This window comes from Streptacidiphilus sp. EB129 (assembly GCF_041262645.1).
GTDB lineage: Bacteria > Actinomycetota > Actinomycetes > Streptomycetales > Streptomycetaceae > Streptacidiphilus.
On record NZ_JBGCCS010000057.1, the window covers coordinates 1 to 23238 of the forward strand.

General features: G+C 70.3%; 15 protein-coding genes, 1 tRNA gene and 2 pseudogenes. 9 read left to right on the plus strand and 9 right to left on the minus strand.

The genetic code is table 11. The features are described 5' to 3' along the window. From ABH925_RS35160 to ABH925_RS35180, 5 genes are all read right to left on the minus strand, one after another. On the minus strand, positions 1–1010 hold a 1010-nt coding region (locus ABH925_RS35160), incomplete at its 3' end, for a hypothetical protein (RefSeq protein ID WP_370155166.1). A gap of 756 nt (positions 1011–1766) precedes the next feature. Then, a complete protein-coding gene (locus tag ABH925_RS35165) occupies positions 1767–2393 on the minus strand; it encodes a maleylpyruvate isomerase family mycothiol-dependent enzyme (protein WP_370155169.1) in 627 nt (208 codons plus the stop codon). 177 nt (positions 2394–2570) lie between these two features. Next, entirely contained in the window at positions 2571–2771 is a 201-nt protein-coding gene (locus ABH925_RS35170; protein WP_370155171.1) for a hypothetical protein, read from the minus strand. 89 nt (positions 2772–2860) lie between these two features. Further along, on the minus strand, positions 2861–4261 hold the full coding sequence (locus ABH925_RS35175) for a hypothetical protein (protein WP_370155173.1): 1401 nt from the start codon (positions 4259–4261) through the stop codon (positions 2861–2863). Positions 4262–4421: 160 nt separating this feature from the next. Continuing rightward, the gene (locus ABH925_RS35180) at positions 4422–5909 is read right to left on the minus strand and encodes a glycosyltransferase 87 family protein (protein ID WP_370155175.1); all 1488 of its coding nucleotides are present in this window, start codon (positions 5907–5909) and stop codon (positions 4422–4424) included. Positions 5910–6067: 158 nt separating this feature from the next. On the opposite strand from ABH925_RS35180, the gene ABH925_RS35185 reads away from it, so the two are divergent. Then, on the plus strand, positions 6068–8287 hold the full coding sequence (locus ABH925_RS35185; protein WP_370155177.1) for an NADP-dependent isocitrate dehydrogenase: 2220 nt from the start codon (positions 6068–6070) through the stop codon (positions 8285–8287). 107 nt (positions 8288–8394) lie between these two features. Here the strand turns inward: ABH925_RS35185 and ABH925_RS35190 are convergent, their stop codons facing one another. Next, positions 8395–10689 (minus strand): discoidin domain-containing protein, encoded by a 2295-nt coding sequence (locus ABH925_RS35190; RefSeq protein WP_370155179.1) that lies wholly within the window; start codon positions 10687–10689, stop codon positions 8395–8397. 426 nt (positions 10690–11115) lie between these two features. Between ABH925_RS35190 and ABH925_RS35195 the strand changes: the two genes are divergently transcribed. From ABH925_RS35195 to ABH925_RS35225, 7 genes and pseudogenes are all read left to right on the plus strand, one after another. Then, positions 11116–11370: a hypothetical protein gene (locus ABH925_RS35195; protein ID WP_370155181.1), complete on the plus strand. Its 255-nt coding sequence runs from the start codon at positions 11116–11118 to the stop codon at positions 11368–11370. A gap of 236 nt (positions 11371–11606) precedes the next feature. Beyond that, positions 11607–12107 (plus strand): annotated as a pseudogene (locus ABH925_RS35200) (phospholipase D-like domain-containing protein); the annotation flags it as partial. Between the two features lie 93 nt (positions 12108–12200). Next, positions 12201–13352 carry a putative Ig domain-containing protein gene (locus ABH925_RS35205; protein WP_370155211.1) on the plus strand — a complete coding sequence of 384 codons (1152 nt, stop codon included), beginning with the start codon at positions 12201–12203 and terminating at the stop codon, positions 13350–13352. Positions 13353–13568: 216 nt separating this feature from the next. Beyond that, the gene (locus ABH925_RS35210; RefSeq protein WP_370155184.1) at positions 13569–15332 is read left to right on the plus strand and encodes a peptide-N4-asparagine amidase; all 1764 of its coding nucleotides are present in this window, start codon (positions 13569–13571) and stop codon (positions 15330–15332) included. Positions 15333–15509: 177 nt separating this feature from the next. Then, complete coding sequence (locus tag ABH925_RS35215) at positions 15510–16562, plus strand: P1 family peptidase (protein WP_370155186.1); 1053 nt, start codon at positions 15510–15512, stop codon at positions 16560–16562. A 305-nt stretch (positions 16563–16867) separates the two neighbouring features. Then, positions 16868–18118: an MFS transporter gene (locus tag ABH925_RS35220; RefSeq protein WP_370155213.1), complete on the plus strand. Its 1251-nt coding sequence runs from the start codon at positions 16868–16870 to the stop codon at positions 18116–18118. A gap of 126 nt (positions 18119–18244) precedes the next feature. After that, positions 18245–18318, plus strand: a tRNA-Pro gene (locus tag ABH925_RS35225). A gap of 409 nt (positions 18319–18727) precedes the next feature. Here ABH925_RS35225 and ABH925_RS35230 read toward each other — a convergent pair. The 3 genes from ABH925_RS35230 to ABH925_RS35240 all read right to left on the minus strand — a co-directional run bounded on the left by ABH925_RS35230 (position 18728) and on the right by ABH925_RS35240 (position 21921). Then, positions 18728–19825: an integrase core domain-containing protein gene (locus tag ABH925_RS35230; RefSeq protein WP_370155187.1), complete on the minus strand. Its 1098-nt coding sequence runs from the start codon at positions 19823–19825 to the stop codon at positions 18728–18730. A 157-nt stretch (positions 19826–19982) separates the two neighbouring features. Further along, entirely contained in the window at positions 19983–21080 is a 1098-nt protein-coding gene (locus ABH925_RS35235) for a three-Cys-motif partner protein TcmP (RefSeq protein ID WP_370155189.1), read from the minus strand. A gap of 85 nt (positions 21081–21165) precedes the next feature. Continuing rightward, on the minus strand, positions 21166–21921 hold the full coding sequence (locus ABH925_RS35240; protein ID WP_370155191.1) for a DUF5131 family protein: 756 nt from the start codon (positions 21919–21921) through the stop codon (positions 21166–21168). A gap of 965 nt (positions 21922–22886) precedes the next feature. On the opposite strand from ABH925_RS35240, the pseudogene ABH925_RS35245 reads away from it, so the two are divergent. After that, positions 22887–23105: pseudogene (locus ABH925_RS35245) on the plus strand (transposase); the annotation flags it as partial. Positions 23106–23238: the final 133 nt, after the last annotated feature.

Genomic DNA, 23238 nt, shown 5'->3' on the forward strand with positions numbered 1-23238 from the left:
CTGCCGGTGTTGTTGGTCCAGCCGCCCGCCGGGAACTGGTCGGACATGGTCTCGTGCCACTCGTGGCCGAGGGTCATGGTCCAGCCGTCAAGGGTTCCAGGAGAGTTGACGAAGCCGACGCCGCAGCCGGAGCCGGAGTCCATGTTGTAGGGCTGGTTGGAGAAGGCGAGGTCACCGTAGGGGGAGTTGACCGCGCCGCCGGTCAGCGAGCTGTCACCGGTGTAGTCGTGCCAGGCGCAGTACTGGCCCTGGTAGTTGTCCGGATTGGCGCCGGTGGGCGACAGGATCACGTAGTAGGCGTCGCGGTTGGCCGCGGCGGTGGTGTTGCCGAAGTGGCCGGCCGCGTTGACGGCCTCGGTGCCGAGCTGGTTGCCCGAGGCGGCGCTGGGCGAGGCGGCCGAGTTGTCGTACCAGACGCCGGACAGCACGCCGCCGCTCTGGTACGGGACGTAGCTGGCGCCGGAGGCGGGGCAGCTGGTCGCGCCGGTGGCCACGCCCGCGCCGTCACACCACTGGGTCAGGTCGGCCGACCACAGCTCGTTGCCGGTGCCGATGCCCTTGAACATCTCCTGGGCGACCGGCGCACCGCCGTCCGCGTCGTTCGAGAACGTCGCGTCGCCGCTGCCGTTGGTGCTCTCTGTGCCCCACTGGTTGCCGTAGAACACCAGGTAGACCTTGGCGTGACCGTCCAGGACGCCGACACCGTTGATGCCGCCGCCGTACGACAGCGTCTCGGTACCGGTCGCCACGTTCGGCGTGTTGATGTTCGCCCACGACTTCATCTGCGCGTTGCCCGAGAGGGTCGGGACCGCCCCGTGCCGATACGCGTGGTTGGTCGCGGGGCTGAAGGGGTTGGCGGTCGCGTGGTTCTGCGCCTGCGGAGCCGGCGACGAAGCGAACGCCTGGGGTGCGGCGGAGAAGACCCCGGCCACGAGGGCCGCGGCGGAGAAGGCCGCCGCGGCGGCCGTCCTCAGTGTGCGCCGCGATGTGGAACTGGACGAGATGTGCAACGAACGGCCCTCCTGGGGAGTGTGGACGGCTCGCGGACTTACCTTCGTGGGGTGTCCGGAATCGTGCCGTCCTGCGATGGGGAGAACGCGCGCACGTGCAGCTGTCTGGTCGACCTGATGGTCGGTCACTGGGTGCCGGGTCGACCCAGAACGGTGGGGGAAGGGGAGATGCGCAGGCTATGCCATGCGCATGACACTGAGCATTCCGGATCGCCACCCCGCTGGGTGGTGTCCGTTGGGAGGAAGTTAGCGGACTCACCCACCCGCCACAAGAGGGTCACATAGTTGACTGGCAGGGTCACGTCGATTTCGGCCGCCCGGTGCGCACAGTGACACCGCCCGGCCCCGCGAGCGCCCCGGCCGGCCGCCGGCGCGGCGCACCGACCGCCGTCCGCGCATGGCCCCCCGCAACCGGAACGGCCGAGCGAAATCCCGGCCCTCGCCGCACCGGCGCAGGTCAGCGAGTCGGACACCGGGAGGACCACGGGCATGCAGATACTTACCCCGGAGTAAATCCCCCTTGTGGCGGGAGTATCACCGCCGATGGTCGGGCTACGCGCGGTGACCGCACCCCCACCTGCATCCCTTGCCAGTCAGGTGAATTGAAACAGGCAGCCGTCAACTCCCGCACCGTTGACGGGCGTTAACTCGGGCTGCTTTCCTTGGTCAGGATGGGATACCCACCCCGCCAAGTGGTGACAGCCCCGCCGCCTGGTGACACTGGCACGCGGTGACAGTACGCCCGGTGCGTTCGCGTCAGAGACGACCGACCAGCGTCGGCACACCGTCACCGCGCAGATCGGCGAGCGCCGCCTTACGACCCGTCATCACCATCAGCAGCGACAGCATCGGGCCCTTCACCTCGGGACCCGTTCCGTGGTTCCAGTCCAGGTCGTCGGCCTTCAGACGCAGACCGTCGATCCGGTTCTTGGAACCGATCAGCAGATTGGAGCCCTTGAAGAAGTCAGCGACGCGGACCAGCGACTCCTCGGGGTAGCCGCGCCGCAGCCCCAGCGGTCGGCGGATGTCCTCGGAGTGCACCACCGCCTCTCCTAGCATCGCCTCGGTCGGACCGGGCGGAGAGGTGGTGCGGTCCAGGCAGGCACGGAAGGCGTCGAGGGTGTCGTCCGGCCGGGCCGACGTGAACTCGGCGACCCCGTTGGCGGTGAAGGTGGTGAAGCGGAAACCGGCCCTGGCCAACTGCCCGACGAAGCGGGGCGGCGTCATCTGAGCGGTGGCCGTCATATGGCCCAGCACCTGGTGCACCGACCAGTCCGCACAGAGCGAGGGCGCCCCCCACTCCTCCTCGGACAACCCGCCCAGGTCTGCGATCAGCGCCTCGCGTTCCGCGTGGATCAGCGGCCAGGGGCTTGCAGCAGCCATGATCTCTCCCAGGTGCACGGAACCGGCGGCGCACCCGACCCGGGCGTTCCGCTTCCAGGTCTAGCACCGCCCGGGTCCGCCCGCACGCCACCGACCGGGCAGCCCGCACGCACGATCAGCCGACCGGTCGAGACCGCTCGGATCGGGACCCCTTTGATCGAGTCTGATCGGGACCGCTCAGATCGACGACTGGAAGGCAAGCACCGCGACCTGATCGCCGCTCGACGGCAGCACCCGCTCGCGGATCGCGGCCGGCAGTACCCCGTCCCCGGCGAGCTCCGCCAGCGACTGCCGCCTGGGCTCCCCGGCCCGGACGGCACGGTCGGTACGGACGGGACGAGCAGCGTGGGCGGCCTCAGGGGCGGCGGCGGCATTCATGCACTCAGCCTGTCAGATCGGGTCGATGATCGCTCGATATCCAGGCTCCGAGGGCATGGCAATCGATGGCATTTCCGGACCTCGTCAGGTCACCAGACCCAGCCGTGGCCACCCGTGTTGTGCACCAGGGCCAGGCCCGCGGTGACCACGGCCAGCCAGCGGGCCGACGCGCTCCTGGGCAGCAGCGCCACCAGCGGCCACACCACGGCCGCGTACCAGGGCATGCACCAGGGGGCCACCAGGATCCAGGCGAACACCAGTGCGAACGGCAGCGCCACCACCGCGGGTGCCGTCCGCCCGATCCGCCGGAACAGCAGATAGGCGATGAGCAGCAGCAGCACCGGCCAGGCGGCGCTGATAACGTCCGCGGTCGCGACCGGTCCGATCGTCATACCGCCCAGCCATCGCAGCAGCTGCCAGGCCGACGGCACCGACACCAGGCCCGAGGCGGTGGACAGCGGCGCCAGCATGTGCAGCCCGTACGCCCCGTAGAGGAGCAGCAGGGTGACCCCGGCCGAGGCGCTGATCCGCAGCGCGCGGGCGGTCGCGCCCTGGCGCAGCAGCGGCAGTACCAGGCCGACGCCCACCAGCGCCGCACTGACCTTGACCCCGCAGGCCAGTCCGACGAACACGCCGGCCAGCAGGTCGTCGCGGACGTACCGGCCGCGCCGCGCGAACAGCACGGCGACGACGGCGAGGGCCGCTATGTAGGTGTCCAGGTGACCGCCGCCGACCAGCAGGCCGATCAGCAGCGGGTTGGCCGCCCACAGCAGGGCGGCGCGGGTCTTGTCCGCGGCGGTCCGGATCAGCACCCAGCCGACGGCCACGTACACCGCGCCGTTCGCCAGCATCAGCAGCCAGATGGTCAGCCAGGGACGGCTGCCGCCGACGAAGGCGGCGCACTGCTGCAGCCAGGTGGCGATCGGCCCGTACACCGAGGGCGTGGTCAGCCAGCTGCTGCTGACCAGGTGCTCGTACGCGCCGCCGAGCCAGTCGGGTCCGGTGGTGTACGGGTCGCCCCCGAGCGCGGCTATCCGGCCGTAGGCGGCGTAGCTGGCGGTGTCGGCGGAGCCGATCGGCGACACGCAGGCGAAGACGGCCACCGCGACCGCCCCGACCAGCAGCAGCCGGCGCGGGTCCGGACGCCAGCCCGCGGCGTTGGCGGCGAGCATCCCCAGCAGCCCCACCAGCTGCAGGGCTATCGCGCCGATGGTGATGTACGTCGAGGCGGCACCGGGCAGCGTCGGCAGCAGCGACAGCGGCAGCCGGACCTCAAGGGTGTGGTCGTTGGGAGACGCCACGCCGATGAGCGCCAGCATCAGGGTGCCCAGCACCGCGAGGCCGACCGCGACCGCGGGCCGCGCCAGCAGCCGGGTCAGCGGCGCCCAGGGCGCGGGAGCGTCCGCGCGTCGCGTCGGCAGCAGGCCGGTACGAGGGAGCCGGAGCCGGGTGGCCGGGTCCTCGGGAGGGTCCAGGACGGTATGTGTCATGACGCCGTCACCAGCGACTGCGTCACGCACCCTGATATTCGGGCAGCACGGTGCGGGGCGGGTAGCCGGGGCGGCGCGGGCACATGGATCACGGGCGAAGCCTATCGAGCGTCTCCGGAACCGAACACCGCCAGGTAGCGGCGACCGCATTTCGGGCCGTTCACGAAGAACCGCCCGCCATGGTGACGACCGGTTCGGGGGCGATAGTTCCCGCTCCCCCGCGCGGCCGTCGGACCAGCCGGAACCCGGCGATCCCGAGGAAGGCCAGCGCGGCCAGCGGATAGCCGGAGGCGAAGGGCTGCTGCCACAGCGCCAGGTGCAGCGCGTGGTCGCCGGGGTGCGGCACCAGCCACAGGCACTGGGAGGTGAACACCAGCACCGCCACCCCCAGCGCCACCCGCCAGCTCACCCGGCCCGGGATCCGGCGTGCCGCCTCGGCCGAGGCCTCCGCCGCGAGCAGGACCAGCGCGGGGACGCACCAGACCCAGTGGTGCGACCAGCTGATCGGCGAGACCAGCAACGCGGTGAACCCGCAGCAGACCCCACCCCAGGCCTCCGCCCGAGGCACCCGGTCCCCGCCGGCGGCGCCCCACCCACGAACACCGAACCCGCGAACACCGAACCCACGAGCTCCCGGCACCGGCACCCCTGACGTCCGCGCGTCGGCCCCCGCACCGCCGGACACGGCCCCGCCGGGCGTCGCGCCGGCCCCGTCGCCACTCCGGGGGGCCGCACCGCGCAGCGCCCCGCGGCGCGCCGTGGCCACGGCCACCGCGAGCCCCAGCAGGCCCACGACCCCGACCACCAGGACCGCCCACCCGCCGGGCTCGGCGGTGTGGGACAGCCGGGCCAGCATGCCGCGCAGCGACTGGTTGTCGACGATCCAGGTCTTGCCGACCCGGCCGGCGTCGAACAGGTCCCTGGTCCAGAAGGTCAGCGAGTCCCCCGGCAGCAGCACCGCCCCGAGCAGCGCGGTACCCAGGCCGGTCGCCGCAGCGACCACCGCGGCCCGTATCCGCCCGCTGAGCAGCAGGTAGACGGCGAACAGGCCGGGGGTCAACTTGATCCCGGCGGCGATGCCGATCGCCACGCCCTTGCTGCGGCGGTCGTCGGGCCGGGTCAGGTCCCACAGCACCAGGCAGGCCAGCAACAGGTTGATCTGGCCGTAGTTCAGGGTGGTCCACACCGGCTCCAGCCACACGCCCAGGCCCGCCGCCAGCACCACGACCACCGGCCGGCCCCGGCGGCCCGGCCAGTTCGCGTACCGGCAGGAGAGGTGGGCCAGCAGCGCCAGCAGCCCGATGTTGCCGGCCGTGACCAGCGCCCGCAGCAGGCCGACGGGCAGCGCCGCGAGCGGGGTGAAGAGCAGCGCCGCGAACGGCGGGTAGGTGGCCTGCAGGTGCGCGCGGGTGGCCCGCAGGGCGTGCAGCGACTGGTGGTCCAGCACCGCACGGCCCTCGGCCCGGTAGACCAGCAGGTCCACCAGGTCCAGGTGCAGCGCGAAGTGCCGCAGCAGCACGAAGCCGAGCAGCGACACGGCCGCGACGAGCGCGGCCGCCGGCACCGGCCGCCGGCGTGCCGCGGCTGCGAGCGTCCCGGCGCGGCCTCGACTGCGGATGCGGGGGACGACCTGTCCAGGAGCGCTCATATGGCTGAATTCTGCCAGCCGCGCCGTGGGCCGTCCGACCGGGACCGGATCCCGCTCCGGGCCCGACGCGAAAACTCGACCCGGGGTTGGTGACAGGCAGGGCCGATCAGGAGATATCTTGATGTCAAGAAACGTTGCAGACGTGAAGCGGAGTAGCGGTGACTGACTCGACCATCATCTATACGCACACCGACGAGGCCCCGGCCCTGGCAACCTACTCGTTCCTGCCAGTGGTCCAGGCGTACGCCTCGACGGCCGGTGTTCGGGTGGAGACGCGTGACATCTCCCTGGCCGGGCGGATCATCGCGAGCTTCCCGGAGCGTCTCCAGGAGGGCCAGCGCATCCACGACGCGCTCGCCGAGCTCGGCGCACTCGCCAAGACCCCCGGCGCCAACATCATCAAGCTGCCGAACATCTCCGCCTCCATCCCGCAGCTGAAGGCGGCCATCGCCGAGCTGCAGGCCCAGGGGTACGCACTGCCGGACTACCCGGACGACCCGAAGTCGGACGAGGACCGCGACGTGCGCGCGCGCTACGACAAGGTCAAGGGCAGCGCCGTGAACCCGGTCCTGCGCGAGGGCAACTCCGACCGGCGCGCCCCCGCCTCGGTGAAGAACTACGCCAAGACCCACCCGCACCGGATGGGCGCCTGGTCGGCCGACTCCGCCACCAATGTCGCGCACATGACCGCCGACGACTTCCGCTCCACCGAGAAGTCCGCGGTCATCGCCGCCGACGGCACCCTGCGCATCGAGCTGGCCGGCGCGGACGGCAGCACCACCGTGCTGCGCGAGTCGGTGCCGGTGCTGGCCGGCGAGGTCGTCGACGCCGCCGTCATGCGCGTCGCCGCGCTGCGCGCGTTCTTCGCCGCCCAGGTCGCCCGCGCCAAGGCCGAGGGCGTGCTGTTCTCGGTGCACCTCAAGGCAACCATGATGAAGGTCTCCGACCCGATCATCTTCGGTCACGTGGTCCGCGCCTTCTTCCCGAAGACCTTCGCCCAGTACGGCGAGACCCTGGCGGCGGCCGGCCTGAGCCCCAACGACGGCCTCGGCGCCATCCTCAAGGGCCTGGACGCGCTGCCCGCCGGCGCGGAGATCAAGGCGTCCTTCGACGCCGAGCTGGCCGAGGGCCCGGCCCTGGCGATGGTCGACTCCGACCGCGGCATCACCAACCTGCACGTCCCCAGCGACGTCATCGTGGACGCGTCCATGCCCGCCATGATCCGCACCTCCGGCCACATGTGGGGCCCGGACGGCAACGAGGGCGACACCCTCGCGGTCATCCCGGACAGCAGCTACGCCGGGGTCTACCAGGTCGTCATCGACGACTGCCGCGCGCACGGCGCCTTCGACCCGTCCACCATGGGCTCGGTGCCGAACGTCGGCCTGATGGCGCAGGCCGCCGAGGAGTACGGCAGCCACGACAAGACCTTCGAGATCCACGCCGCGGGCACGGTCCGCGTCGTCGACGCGTCCGGCGCGGTCGTGCTGGAGCAGCCGGTGCAGCCGGGCGACGTGTTCCGCATGTGCCAGACCAAGGACGTGCCGATCCGCGACTGGGTCAAGCTCGCCGTCCACCGCGCCCGCGCCACCGGCAACCCGGCCGTGTTCTGGCTGGACGAGGGCCGCGCGCACGACGCCAACCTGATCGCCAAGGTCCGGGCGTACCTTCCCGAGCACGACACGGAAGGCCTGCAGATCGAGGTCATGACGCCGGAGCAGGCGACCGCGTTCTCGCTGGAGCGGATCCGCCGCGGCGAGGACACCATCTCGGTCACCGGCAACGTGCTCCGCGACTACCTGACCGACCTGTTCCCGATCCTGGAGCTGGGCACCAGCGCCAAGATGCTCTCGGTGGTCCCGCTGATCAACGGCGGCGGCCTGTTCGAGACGGGCGCGGGCGGCTCGGCCCCCAAGCACGTCCAGCAGTTGCTCAAGGAGAACTACCTGCGCTGGGACAGCCTGGGCGAGTTCTTCGCCCTCGCGGCCAGCTTCGAGCACCTGGCGGAGAGCACCGGCAACGCCCGCGCCAAGATCCTCGCCGACACGCTCGACCGGGCGACCGGCACCTTCCTCAACGAGGACAAGTCGCCGAGCCGCCGCCTGGGCGGGATCGACAACCGCGGCAGCCACTTCTACCTGGCCCTGTACTGGGCCCAGGAGCTCGCCGCGCAGACCGAGGACGCCGAGCTGGCCGAGGCCTTCGCCGGCCTGGCGAAGACCCTGGCCGAGCACGAGCAGGTCATCGTCGACGAGCTGATCGCGGTCCAGGGCTCGCCGGTCGAGATCGGCGGCTACTACCAGCCGGACGCCGCCAAGGCGGAGGCCGTGATGCGTCCGTCCACGACCCTCAACCAGGCGCTGGCCACCCTCGCCTGACACCCGGTCACCATCCCGCCCTCGGGCGACCAGGCCGGTCGGTCCACCCGGACCGACCGGCCTGTCGGCCTGCTTGCCTTGCGGCCGCTGGGCCTGCGCCCGGTTCGTCAGGGGTAGCTGACGACGTCGGACGGGCCGCCGTTGGTGGAGCTGACCGGCGCACCGATGCCGTTGATCACCGAGTCGATACCCCCCGAGCCGTTGAGGAAGACGCTCAGCAGGTCGTGGAACCGGACGCCCGGAGTGTTCGGGGCCTGGAAGGCCATCGCGTTGTGGATGTTCACCCCCTGACTGAAGTAGCTGTAGCTGCCCATCCCGTAGCCCTGGAACGTGGTGACGCTGTTCGGCACGTAGAAGGCCGGGTAGCCGTTCTGGGTGGCGCTCGCCATCCACGCGGCCTGGCTGGGCACCTCGTAGGGGTTCTCGTTCTGGAAGAAGACCACCTCGCCGCCCTGGCCGTTCCAGACCGTCTCGTTCTTCTGGAAGTGCTCGACGGCGAGACCGGTGGCGGTGACGTCGTTGCCGTTGACGATCAGCCCGGTGTCCGACTGGTCACCGGTCCACCCGCCGGCTCCGGCACCGTGGTCGGCGCGCCAGATCCAGGCGTCGTCGATCAGCGAGTTGTTGCTGTTGTCGATCAGGGCGGTGGTCGCCGTGCCGGCGGTCGCGCCACCGACCCGGAAGAAGACGTCGTCGAGGCTGACCGGGTCCGCTGCATGACTGACCGTCGAGCCCTGGGTGCCGACCTGAAGCAGCGCGGGCGACAGGGTCGGCCCGGCGTCGAAGATCAGGCCGGAGACGTTGACCCCGTCCACGTCGGCCACGTTCAGCGTCACGTTGCCGTTGCTGGGGACGAGGGTCGGGAAGCCGATACCGACGATCTTGGTGTCCGGCCGGGTGACGTCGATGGTGCCGGGGATGCTGTAGACGCCGGGCGTGAACAGCAGGTTGTCACCTGCGGCCAGCGCCGCGTTGATCTGGTCGACGGTCGCGGTGGGCTGGACGACGAAGAAGCTGTTCAGCGACAGCGACGTCCCGGGGGTGCTGCCACCGGCCCAGGTCGGGCCCGCGGAGTTGGTCTGCGTCGCCGGGACGAAGACGTTGTAGTTGCCGGCGGCGTCGGTGTAGAGGTACGGGGCCTCCCGGGTGACCGGGCAGGTGGCCAGCGTGGTGTAGGAGTTGGGACCGCCGCTGTCACCGGAGTTGGCGGCGAAGGACTGCGCGGGTGCGCCGTTGTCGCCGCAGAAGACCTGGTTCCACACGGCGTTGCTCCAGCCGTCCAGGCTGCTGTTGCGGGTGAAGAACTGCTGCTGCGAACCGTTGGTGACGGTACCTCCGGTGAACTGGGAGTCGGCGATGAATCCGCCGCTGGCCCAGTCCGGTGATCCGGTGCAGTAGTCCATCAGGCTCAGGTTGCCGTTGATGTGCACCCGACGCAGCGGCGCCGCCTGGGAGACGGCCCAGAAATCGTCGCCCGCATAACAGCCGGTCATGCCGGTCACATTGATGGTGAGATTGGTGATGGACCGCCAGAAGTTGGTGGTCGCATAGCACTGCGTCTGGACTCCGCCATTGCACTGGTTGTAGGAGTCCACCGTGCCGTTGATCACGACATCACCGGGGTTCTGCCCCAGACCGGCAACGCTCTCGTAGAAGCCGACGGCGAAGATCAGCGGGTTCGCGGCAGAGCCGTAGGTGCCCGGCTTGAACAGGATGGAGTAGCGGGCGGTACCGAACTCGTTGCCGCCCTGGGCATTGGCGATGGTGTTCAGCCGGCTCTGGATGGTGGCCTGCGCCATGCTCGGATCGAACACGATGACGTTCGAGCCGAGGCTGCCGCCGGTCGGCGGCGGCGGGGTCCCGCCCCCTCCTCCGGTGCCGTAGACGGAGAACTCCCATAGGCTGTAGCCGTAGCCGGTGTTGCGGGCCGTACCGTACATCCGCACGTAGCGGCCCGAGCCCGAGACATTGAGCGTCTCGGTACCACCGGGGCCGGTGGTGGTGGAGTAGATCGTGGTCCAGCTGCTGCCATCGGTCGACGTCTGGATCTGGTACGCCTTACCCGACGCCGTCTCCCAGTTCAGCACCACCTGGCACACCGTCTGAACCGAACCCAGATCCACCTGCAACCACTGCGGATCCGAGAACTGCGACGACCAGCGGGTACTCGTACTCCCGTCCACCGCGGCCGACGCGGGAGTCCCCGCGTTCTCCACCGACGACGCCGTCGCCGTCCTGTTCAGAGCGAGGTTCGTGGTCCCGCAGTTCGCGGCCGCGGCCCGGTTCGCGGCACCCGCCTGGACGAGCAGGCCCGCCAGCAGCAGGGCGACAACGGCGAAGAGGGACGTCAGCGGTCTGCCCCGGGGTCTACGGGTGGTCGGCACGAACGGCACAGAGGACATGACTCTCCCAGCGCGATAGTGAATGGCGGCCCGCGTGAGCCGTCAACGGCCCACGTTCGTTGTTCGGTCCATGGCGGGAGAGCGCTCTCTGCGATCAGCATCGTGCGCCCCCGTTTGATGGCTGTCAATACAGTTCGCCGGCCCCGGTGGCCGCCGGCCGGGTTCCGGAACCAGTCCGGTCACGACGGCATCGCCGACCGACCCACGAAGGACCGGCCGACGGCTTCCCACTTGCGAACTGACGGAACTTCAGAAGCATGCGGGACCATCAACCAGGCCGCCGCTGCCCCGTGACTCACCACCCCAAGGCACACTGCGGCCACACACCCGCACCCGGCCCACTCCCGCATGCTGGCAAGCGCCGGCGGTGGGTTGTAGCGTCGTCCGCACGCACGTCGGCACACGCCAGCACAGCAGGAGGTGGCGATGGATCAGGACGAGGGGCGCGGACCCGCCCGCCATCCGCTGCTGGATCCGCGACTGGCAGGTGCGGGTGGGATGCTCATCGCAGCTGCGGCGGTGGCGTGGCTGATCACCTCCGGCAGCGACCATGCCGACCCCACTCCCCCGCCGACGCCGCCCACCGTCCAGTCGGCGGCCGCCCGGCCGGGGAACTCGCCGGCCCAGGCCACCCAGTTTCCCACTGTGCTCACCAACACCTCGGCCACCAAGGCTCGCTGACCGTCGATCAGTTCATCAGGCCAGGCATTCGGCATCTGCGCGTGGAGACGGCGCCAGGCGGCCGCAGGCCGCCGCCGAGTCACTCACGTCGGCGAGCGACGTCCGAAGGCACACGAAACACTGGTCCACTGTTCAACTGCCGGTCATTCGGCAGGTCTTCATGTCTTGTCATGACCGTGTCTTACTTGGGGGCGCTACGCGCGTTGTCCTGCCCGATTCCCCTTCAGGAGGCCCGGATGAACGTCCCCCGCCGTCTGTTTGGCTCCCTCGCCGCGGTGGCCGCCGCCGCGACAGCCGCACTCGTCCCGACCGCCGCCGCGCACGCCGCAGCCGGCACCTACTCCCTGGTGGCCCTGCCGGACCAGGGCGAGAGCGCGATCTACAACTTCGCCAACTCGGCAACCAAATCGCTCGACATGACGATCTACGAATTTCGCGATACCACGCTCGTCAACGACCTGGTGGCCCGGGAGAAGGCCGGCGTCACGGTCCGGGTCGTGATGGACCCGACCCACTCGTCCGTCAACAGCGCCGCCTACAACGCCCTGACCGCCGGCGGGGTCGCGGTCAACTACTCCTCCTCGGCCTTCGTCTACACGCACCAGAAGACGATCACCGTCGACGGCACCAAGTCGTACATCAGCACCGGCAACTTCGACACGACCTACTACTCCACCTCGCGCGACTACGGGGTCTTCGACACCGACAGCGCTGACGTCGCCGCGATCGAGCAGGTCTTCAACGCCGATTTCGCCAAGACCACGATCACCCCCTCCGACGGCACCAACCTGGTCTGGTCGCCCACCGACTCGCAGGCCAGACTGCTGTCCCTGGTCAACGGTGCGCAGCACAGCCTGGACGTCGAGGAGGAGGAGTTCGGCGACCCCGCCCTGGTCAGCGCGGTCGTCGCGGACGCACAGCGCGGCGTCGCCGTCCGCGTCGTGGCCGAGAACGAGAACAACTCGTACACCACACAGCTGAACCAGGTCACCGCCGCCGGCGGCAAGGTGTTCACCTACACCAGCTCCACCGGCTACTACATCCACGCGAAGGCGATCGTCGCCGACTACGGCACCTCGACCGCGAAGGTGTTCGCCGGCTCGGAGAACTTCTCCGACAACTCGCTGAACCACAACCGCGAGCTGGGCCTGATCATCAGCGACTCGGGCGTGCTGAACGGCGTCGAGGCCGCGTTCAACAAGGACTTCGGCCAGACCAGCACCGGCACCGTGACCGTGTCCAACCCGGGCAACCAGACCGGCACCGTCGGCACCGCCGCGTCCCTGCAGGTCAGCGCCGGCGACTCGGCCTCCGGCCAGACCCTGACCTACTCCGCCACGGGACTCCCTGCCGGGCTGTCGATCGACTCCTCCACGGGCCTGATCTCCGGCACCCCGACCACCGCCGGAACCAGCGCGGTCACCGTCACAGCCACCGACACCACCGGAGCCAGCGGCACCGCCGGCCTCAGCTGGACCGTCAACCCGTCTGCCGGTGGCGGCGGCTGCACCGCGGCGCAGCTGCTGGGCAACCCCGGCTTCGAGACCGGTACCGCCTCGCCGTGGTCCACTTCGTCCGGGGTGGTCAACAACAGCAGCAGCGAGCCCGCGCACAGCGGCTCCTGGGACGCCTGGCTCGACGGCTACGGCACCACGCACACCGACACCCTGGCCCAGACCGTCACGCTGCCCAGCGGCTGCTCCACCTACAACCTGAGCTTCTGGCTGCACGTCGACACGGCCGAGACCAGCAGCACCACGGCCTACGACACCCTCAACGTGCAGGTGCTCAACAGCTCCGGCACCGTGCTGGGGACCCTGGCCGGCTACTCCAACCTCAACCACAACACCGGCTACGCCCAGCACAGCTTCGACCTGTCCCCCTACGCCGGGCAGACCGTCACGCTGCAGTTCACCGGTACCGAGGACTCCGAGCTGCAGACCTCGTTCGTCATCGACGACACGGCGCTCAACGTCAGCTGAGCCCACCCCGCTGATCCCGGCCGGGACGCCGTCCCCCTCGCGACGAGGGGGACGGCGTCCCGGTCCGCGTTCGCGCCCACGTCCCCGGGGGACGCGCCGACCGACAGACGCCCCGGGCCTCGTCCCCTACCGGGCGGCCCCGCCCTCTTGTGCATGCACTGTCAGTGGGTGCATGGTCCTCCGAGGACCTGGTCATGATCGACGGAGGACGGTCGGATGCGCGCGTTGAGCCTGCTGCACAGACTCGGAGTACTGGGCGGCGCGGCCGCCCTGCTGGTGACCGCTCTGGGAACGGGAACGGCGGTCGCCGCGAACGGGCCGATCGAGACCGGCTACCAGAACCCGGTCACCGCACTGCCGCCGGTGAGCCGTCCGGCGACACCGCACTGCACGGTGACCGAGATGCAGAACGACTTCGGCAACACCATCAGCTCTCCCCCGTACACCGGAACGGTCACCCCGCCCAAGGACTGCCCCGGACCATGGACCAAGGTCGTCCTGGACTGGTCCGGCAGCGTGCAGGGCCGCCAGTACGACCGGCTCGCCGGAGTCTGGATCGGCGGAGCCGAGGTGCTGCGCACCAGCACCCCGGAACCGACCGCCGCCGGGATCAGCTGGCACCTGGAGAAGGACGTCAGCAGCTTCATCCCACTGCTGCGCAGCCCCCAGCCGCTCGCGGTCTCGCTGGGCAACGTCGTCAACTCCACCTACACCGGCGTCTACCACATGACGCTCACGCTGACCTACTACCAGGCCGACCGGCACCATCCGGCGGCGCAGACCGCCGACCAGGTACTGCCGCTGTCCTCGGTATCGAGCGGGGCGGGGGGCGACGGCCCGGCCGGCTGGTACTCCCTCAACCCCGGGCAGTCGGCGGTGAAGACCGTCACCCTGCCGCGCAACCTCACCGGCGTCCGGCTGGAGGTCTACGCCAGGGGCGGCGGCTGCGACGAGCAGTGGTTCGACTCGGTCCCGAACGACCTCGCCGCGAAGTACCCGAACTACCTCTGCGGCGGCGGGTCCTACCGCGAGGTGCAGGTCTCGGTGGACGGCCGGCCCGCAGGGATCGCCCAGCCCTACCCGGTCGTCTACTCCGGCGGCATCGTGCCGACCCTGTGGCGGCCGATCCCGGCCGTGGACCAGTTCGTCACCCAGGCCTACGACATCGACCTGACCCCCTTCGCGGGCACGCTGGTCGACGGTAGGCCGCACACCTTCACCCTCACCCCCTACGGCGCCGCCGACACCTGGACGGTGGACGGCACGCTGTTCCTGGACACCGACCACGGCGCGGCCCGCACCCACGGCGCCCTGACCGGCGACACCCTCGCGCTCACCCCCGCCGTCAGCACCACCGAGACCCCGGGCAGCGGCGACACCACCACGGTCAGGACCAGCGCCCACCGCGACTGGCAGACCACCGGCTGGCTGCAGACCTCACACGGACGGGTCGTCAGCACGGTGTCCCAGCACGCCGTCTACGGCAACACCGACGCGGTGTCCTCGGCCGGGCAGCTGCAGGTGATGACCCAGCAGGAGTACGGCACCACCACGGTGACCACCAGCCGCGGCGACGGCCGCCCGGCGAGCGTCCGGCACGACTGGTCGTACCCGATCACCGTCGACTCCGACGTCCCGGTGTTCGTCGACGGCGACAACTACTCCCTCTCCGCGACGGTGTCCCAGGGCAGGATCCTGGTCGACAGCACACGCATCGGTAACAGCTGGCTGCCGACCGCTGTCACGGACGACCACGTCGACGCCACCGGCGTCCTGGCCCGCAGCGCCGGCGTGACCACGGCCGCCGACGGGACCGACTCCGAGCACTACTTGGGCACCACCGACACCGGTTCCTGCTACGACCACAGCATCGCGGCGGCGCACGGCTATGTGACGGCGGACCACCAACACCCCTGCGACGACTGGCGCGGCCTGGCGGACACCGCCTTCGCGGGCAACGTCGCCCCCTTGGCTGGCTGAGGCTGGCTGAGGCTGCTGAGGCTGGCTGAGGCTGCTGAGGCGCACTGAGGCTGGGACTGAGCCCGTGGGTGTGGGGGTGTGGCGGGGCGGCGGTATCACCGCCCCGCCACACCCGCCTCGCGCGTTTCTGATCACACGTCACCAGGACCGGCCCGCCCGGCGGGCCCCTGTGCGAGGGTGGGGACTGTGAACGGGTTGACGGATGTGATCGGGTTGCGGGTCGGCCATGCGCAGCGGATCGGCGAGGGCTGGCTGTCCGGGGTGACCGTGGTGCTCGCGCCCGAGGGCGGGATGGTCGCCGCCGTGGACGTACGCGGCGGCGGTCCCGGGACGCGGGAGACCGACGCACTGGACCCGCGCAACCTGGTGCAGCGGATCGACGCCGTCGTACTGACCGGCGGCAGCGCCTTCGGGCTGGACGCGGCCGGCGGCGTGGCCGCCTGGCTGGAGGAGCACGGCCGGGGCTTCCGGGTCGGCCCGGAGCCCGACCAGGTGGTGCCGGTGGTCCCGGCGGCGGCGCTGTTCGACCTCGGGCGCGGCGGTGACTGGCGCGCGCGTCCGGACGCGGCGCTGGGCCGGGAGGCGGTGGCGGCCGCCGCACGGACGGTCGAGGGCGCACCGGTGCCGCAGGGCTGCGTGGGCGCCGGGACGGGCGCCGTCGCCGGTGGGGTGAAGGGCGGCATCGGGACGGCGAGCACGGTGCTGGAGTCGGGGACGACCGTCGCCGCCCTGGTCGCGGTGAACGCGGCGGGGTCGGTCCTCGACCCGGCCGGCGGGGAGCTCTACGGCGCGCGGATCGGTGCCGCCGACGAGTTCGACCTGCCCGTGCCCACCCCCGAGCGGCACCGGGCGGCGACGGCCCGCCTCCAGCAGCCGCGCACGCTGAACACCACCCTCGCGGTGGTGGCCACGGACGCGGTGCTGACCAAGGCGCAGGCGCAGAAGCTGGCCGGCACCGCGCACGACGGCCTGGCGCGCGCGGTACGGCCCGTCCATCTGCTGTCGGACGGCGACACGGTGTTCGCGCTCTCCACCGGCACCCGCCCGCTCGTCCCGGAGGACCAGTCCGACGCGCTCGGCGACCCCGCCTTCGGCGTCCACGTGGCGGCCGGCGCGCTCAACGCCGTCCTCGCCGCCGGCGCGGACACGCTGACGCGCGCGATCGTTCACGCGATGCTGGCTGCGGAGAGCGCCGGAGGCTTCCCCAGCTACCGCGAGCTCTACGGCTGAGCGGCCGGGGCGGTGTCCCGCCCCCTCTCTGCGCACACCCCGATACACGGGTGAGCCGTCGGGACCGGGGGCCCGGGCCGCGCCCACAGCCGGGTGGGAGAGGATGACGCGTGCCTTCCGACCAGCCCTCCCCCGCCCCGCACACCCCCATACCCGGCGCCGCCCACGACCTCACGCCCGCGCCCATATCCAGCCCCACGCTCACGCCGGCGCCCGAGCCTGAGCCTGAGCACGGACCTGTGGCCGCGACAGTGGCCGTGGCCGTGGCCGCCGAGCCCGCGTCCGCGTCCCCGCGCCCCGGCGCCCTGCGCCGCCTCGCACGCAGCGCCCTCGCCGACGTCACCCCGCTCCGCACCAGCCCGCACTTCCGGCGGCTGTGGTTCGGGCAGAGCGTCTCGTCCGTCGGACAGCAGATGACCGCCCTGGCCGTCTCGGTCCAGGTGTACACGCTGACCGGTTCCACGTTCGCGACCGGCCTGGTCGGCCTCTGCTCGCTCGTGCCGCTGGTCGTTTTCGGCCTCTACGGCGGGGCCATCGCCGACCGGGTGGACCGGCGCAGGCTCGGCCTGCTCGGTGCGTCCGGGCTGGCCGTCCTGTCGGCGGCGCTGGCGACCCAGGCCTTCCTCGGCGTCCGGCAGGTCGGCGTCCTGTACGGGGTGGTCGCGCTGCAGGCCGTGTGCTTCGCGCTGAACGCACCCGCGCGGGCGTCGATGGTGCCCCGCCTGGTCCCCGCCGAGCAGTTGCCGGCGGCCAACGCGCTCTCCACCGTCAGCATGAACCTGGGCCTGACCGTGGGCCCGATGCTCGGCGGGCTGCTGATCGGGCTGTGGAGCTACCAGGCGGCGTACCTGTTCGACGCGCTCGCGTTCAGCGCCTCCCTCTACGCCATGTGGCGGCTGCCGTCGATGCGGCCCGAGCCGGCGGCGGCGGGCGGACCGACCCGCCGAGCCTCCGTCCTGGACGGGCTGCGCTTCCTGCGCGACCGCCCCAACCTGCGGATGAGCTTCCTGGCCGACCTCGCCGCCATGGTCTTCGGGATGCCCCGGGCCCTGTTCCCCGCGCTGGCCGTGGTGCTCTTCCACGGCGACGCCCGCACGGTGGGGCTGCTGGCGGCCGCCCCGGCGGTGGGAGCGCTGCTCGGCGCGCTGTTCTCCGGCTGGGTCGGCCGGGTGCACCGGCACGGCCTGGCAGTGCTCTTCGCGGTGCTGGCCTGGGGCCTGTCGATCGCCGGGTTCGGACTGGCCCGGCAGCTGTGGCTGGGCCTGCTGCTCCTGGCCGTCGCGGGCGCGGCGGACACCGTGAGCATGATCTTCCGCAACACGATCATGCAGGCAGCAGCCCCGGACGACATGCGCGGACGGCTCCAGGGGGTGTTCATCGTGGTCGTCGCCGGCGGCCCCCGCCTCGGCGACTTCGAGTCCGGCACGGTCGCCCAGCTGACCACCCCGACCTTCTCCGCCGTCAGCGGCGGCCTCGCCTGCGTCGCCGCCCTGCTGCTGCTCACCGCCCGGTACCCCTCCTTCGCCCGCTACGACTCCCGCCACCCGGCGCCCTGACCAGCCACTCCGTGCCCACCACGCCCCGCGAAAGGTGGGCGCGAGCACGACCCGGCGTGCTGTATTGTTCTTCCTGTGCCCGGGAGACCGGGGACGGGGCAGCGAAGCCGCAAGGCACCGCAGCCACGGGACGTGGCGCAGCTTGGTAGCGCACCTGACTGGGGGTCAGGGGGTCGCAGGTTCAAATCCTGTCGTCCCGACAGAAGTGAGAGGGCCGCTGGCCGGAGGAAACTCCAGGTCAGCGGCCCTTTCGCTGATGAGGCGTCAGTTTTGATCGAGATTCGTTCGTGCACTGCTTGGGACCACTTTGGGACCACCGGCCGCCCCGAGGGGTGTTTTGCGGCTTTTGGGCATCCTTCGACTCCTCGATTTTGCTTACTCTGCGTGATGTCCGCAGGTCGCGGGCAGCTGATTTCAGCCAACTTCTTCGGCGAGTTCCAGCCAGGGCGGAAGCGGTCGACGATCTCCCCGGCGGGTCAGCCGTCCCATCGCCGCCCGCACCGGTCCGGGAAACGGCTCTGCCCGCCGCACCGAGGTTGCCGGGGCGGCGGGCAGAGGTCTTCCGTGTGGGCTCAGCCCTGCCCTTGCCGAATACCTCATCCAGGCTGGTCAAGCGGCATGTTGGTACTCGTGGAGGATGCCGCCGAGTCGTGCTCGTCGTCGTATGTCCAGATGGGCGATTCGGCCCGGGTCTTCGATCGGATCGGGCAGTGGGTGCAGCGGGCAGGCGTTGGCGATGCCCTGGTGCGGCCGGTGCCCGTTGTAGAACGTCTCGAACTCGCGCAGGGCGTGCAGGAGGTGGCGCTGGTCCCAGATCAGCGTGCGGTCCAGCAGTTCTCGTCTGCAGGTCTGGACCCATCGTTCCATGATCGAGTTCATTCTCGGCATCCGAACACCGCTGAGCACGACCTCGATTCCCGCGTCCTTGAGCACATCATCGAACAGTTGGGGGAACTTCCCGTCCCGGTCCCTGATCAAGTAGCGCTCCCGGCAGCCGGAGTCCTCGAGGTCCATGACGAGGTTCTTCGCGGCCTGGACCACCCAGGACCCGGTCGGGTGTGGGGTGGCGCCCAGGATCCGGATCCGGCGGTTGGCGTGCTCGATCACGGCGAAGACGTAGAGGCGGGCGCCGGACAGGGTGACGGTCTCGAAGAAGTCGCATGCCAGAAGCGCGTCGGCCTGGGAGCGCAGGAAGTCCGCCCAGGTGCTCGATGCGCGCTCAGGGGACGGCTCGATGCCGGCTTCCTTGAGGATCTCCCAGACGGTGGACGCGGCCACCTTCACCCCGAGCACGAGCAGTTCGCCGTGCAGGCGCCGGTAGCCCCAGTTCGGGTTCTCCCTGGCTAGGCGCAGGATGAGGGCGCGGATCGAGTGCACGGTGCGGGGCCGGCCTCCGCGCTTGGGCCTGGACCGGGCGGCGTGTCGGCGGGCGACCAGGTCGCGGTGCCAGCGCAGCACGGTATCGGGTCGCACCAGCAGCCGCATCCGGCGTAGTGCTTCCCGTGGAAGGCCCTGGAGCAGCGATGCGAGCACGGCCCGGTCGATGGCGTGGAAGCGGACCTGTTGTCCGTTCAGCTGTCTTTCCAGGACGGTGATCTGATGGCGCAGGGCCAGGATCTCGATGTCCTTCTCGCGGTCGCTCATCGGCAGCAGCCGCAGCAGCGCGAACGTGTTCGTCATGCCCAGGTACGCCAGTTTCAGCAGCACGACCGATCATCATGCCGCACTTGCCGCCACCGTGCGACGGCGCCTACTTGAGCACCCCTGCACTCGACATCGAAGGGCCATCCCACCTGCATGGATGAGGTAATCGGCAAGGGCAGGGCTCGTGGGGGTGCGGATTCCTGCAACGTCCCGGACGACCTCAAAAGAGAGCGTCTTTGCGATTTGGGGATATTTGCGAGGCTTTGACGATCCTTCCCGGGGAGGTGTTGATCCACTCGTCGGCGCGCATCCTGGTGAGGGAGGCGATGACCTGGCCGGGCCGGTAGACCGTCTCCAGAAGGGCGAAGCGCTGAAGTGCTGTCACGTTCAGAGGGGCAGGTGCGGCACGCAGGTGGTCGATGAGAATGCGACGCAGGGGCGCGGTGTCCGGCTCGAATTCGAGGTCCAGGAGCTGCTGGCCGGTGTCCTTGGGGTCGCGGTAGCGGACGCCGGTGGTGGGGTCGACTTTCCACATGGCGTCCTTCATCTTCTCCACACCGCGCTCGTGTCTGGTGCCGAAGATGAGGTAGAGCAGGTGGCCCTTCTCGTCGATCATTTCGAAGGACAGGCTGTGGTCGAAGCCGGCGCGGCGCAGGGTCAGGCGGTACTGGTCGCGCAGGAAGGCTGCCTTGTCGCTGCTGTGCTGGCTGAACACGCCCTGCCAGTCCGAGCCTCCGAAGAATGCGTTGCCCGCCTCGCGGTGGATCCCGTCGGCGGTGGCGAAGCGGACGAGGAACTGCGGCTGGAAGGTGATCATCACCTCGCTGCTGCGGTGGCGTGCGATCTGCTGCAGGAGGGCGAAGGGCACCTCGGGGCCGCCGAAGCCGTCGAGCAGCACGAACATCGGGTGTAGATGGCTGCCCGTGTTCACCAGGTGCGCCAGCAGGTCAGGATGGCAGCCCCCCTGCTCTATACGGGTCTGCAGCCGCGCCAGCTCGGGGCCGCCGGTACTGCGCGCGCGGGCGATCTGCCGCTCCAGCATCGCCTTGCGCTGGGCGTCTTCCTCGACGAGCACCATCTTGACGGTCCTGCCCGGCCGTTGGCGCAGAGCGGCAGCCAGGACGTGATGGGCGATCACCGGTGAACCGGGCTCGCCGTGCTTGTAGATTCCCGGGCCGGCGAACCCCTCGGCGTAGCTGACCGCCTCGTTGCTGGAGAGCAGGATCGGCGCCCACGCCTGGAGGTACCGGCGCAGCACGTCATGCTTGGCGGCGGTGTGCGGGTCCCGATCCCAGACAGGTTCTTTTGGTACCGCCATGTGTCCCCCCATGCGGTGTTGTGAACACGCCTGGAACGAGAATCACACAGCGTCTTGCGCGGCACCAGAGTGCGTGCACGGCCGACTAGGACACGGCCAGGCCTGCACGGGCGGGGAGTTGGTCCCACGTGCGGCCCTGCAAGTCGCGTCCGCCGGCCTTCGGCTTGTGGCCGCCCCACTGCTTGAAGAAGAACGGGATCCCTACCTCGCCGCAGGCGTCGCGGATGTCGAGCACCCATTGCTGCTCCATGGGGCGATGGCCCGGGCCGGACTCCCCACCGGCGATGACCCAGCCGATGCCGTCGAGCTTCAGGCCGGGAAGCGGGCCGAGCAAGGGTTCGAGGGATAGGAAACGCACAGCTGCCGGCACCGTGCGCAGGTCGTCGATTCGGCTGAGCTGGGAGGCGGTCTCGACCGACACGCCCATCCACAGGTTCGGCGGCCAGTCGAGTTGCCCGGCGACGCGTCGAAGGCGCACCGATCGTTTGGTCAGCAGCTGGTAGGTGTGCTGCGGGGTGTCCGCCATGACGTCGAACACCTGACGGACGAACGGCAGCGGAACCCGGGCGTGGAAGAGATCGCTCATGGAGTTCACGAACACCGTGCGTGGGGAGCGCCAACGCCGTGGCACATCGAGAGCGTCGGGATGCACCGCCAGGCCGAAGCCGGGACCGGAGGTACGGGGATCGCCGTCGTGCTGGTACTTGGCTGCCCCCATCGACTTCAGGCGCCTGGCCAGGGTGAGCGCATAGCAGTTGTCGCACCCAGCTGAGACCTGGTCGCACCCGGTGGTGGGATTCCAGGTCGCTTCGGTCCACTCGATGGCGCTGCGATCGCTCATGACGGTCCCCCTATCGGGCCCGGGAGAACTCGCGAGCCCCTGTCTGCCGTGCCCAACGAGCGTTAGCCCGAACGGACACGCGATCAGGCCATCATGGCAATCGAACGAATGTTCCGCTAGGGCCGGGTCCGCTCTGCGGAGATGGCGAGGATTTCCTCCGACCGTGCCGAACCTCGGGGCTGCGACCGACCGAGTGTGCATACGACTTGTGCAGTGCACGACGACGCAGCTCAAGGAGTCGCGTGTCCGCTCGGCTCGATTGCCGGTGCGTCGAGTGGGCACCCCGGTCGGGGATGCGGAAGATGTCGTACCGTGGGCGGCTGCGTGATCGGAGGCGCGGCAACCTGGCCGACGGGCCGCGCCGCGAAGACGACACTGTTCATGCGAGAGCGCGGCTGCACAGGGCGTGGCCGCATCGGTTCTAGGCTATTGGAATGACCGTAACCAGCCGTGCGCAGCTGATTGCAGCGCTCGCCGCGAAGCAGCCCGCACAACTGATCGGCACGCGCGAGAGTGACTGGGTCGACTTCAAAAGCGCCCATCCCGACACCGGCCCATACGACCTGGGCACGGACAAAGGCAAGTACGAGCTCGCGAAGGACGTCGCCGCGTTCGCCAACGCCGGAGGTGGGCTGATCGCATGCGGCTTCAAGGCCACCCAGAAGCCCACCGAGATCTACGAGAGTGCAAGCCGCGCGGTCCCGTTCGACAAGAAACTCATCAAACCCGGTGCCTACAAGGACACCATCACCGCCCGGCAGATCCGGCCAGCCTCGGCGGTAGGCCAGGCACCTGGTATCAGCGCGACCTGGTTCTCCAGCCGTAGACCGCGATGTTGCCGGCGCCCCGGCTGCGGGATGGCTGCGGCCACCGTTGATCATCGGTGTGTGAAGACTGAAGATCATGCGTTGGCCGCAGGTCACAGCGTAGACCCCGATCGTTGGCAGGAGTCCTTCGAAGCCCTGATGGCGCGGGTCGCGGGCCGCTTCGTTCGGATGGAGTCACGGCGCCGGGTCCGGCGGTTGGTGCTCGGGCTCCTGGCGTACCTGCCGCGCAAGAACTGATGGACGATCGCCGAGTGAGCCGGGGAGTCCACCCCGGACGCCATACAGCATCTGCTCAGCCGGGCCAAGTGGGACGCCGACGCCGTCCGCGACGAGGTGCGCGACTACGTGGTGGAGCACCCGAGGGTCGGGTGCGGCGGACCAGCAGGCGAATGCCGTCGGGCCAGCCGGGGCGGGTGCTCAGGTCGGTGAGTTCGGCGATGTGCGCGGTGGGGACGGCGGTGCCGTCCTGGGCCAGGGTGTCGCACCACGC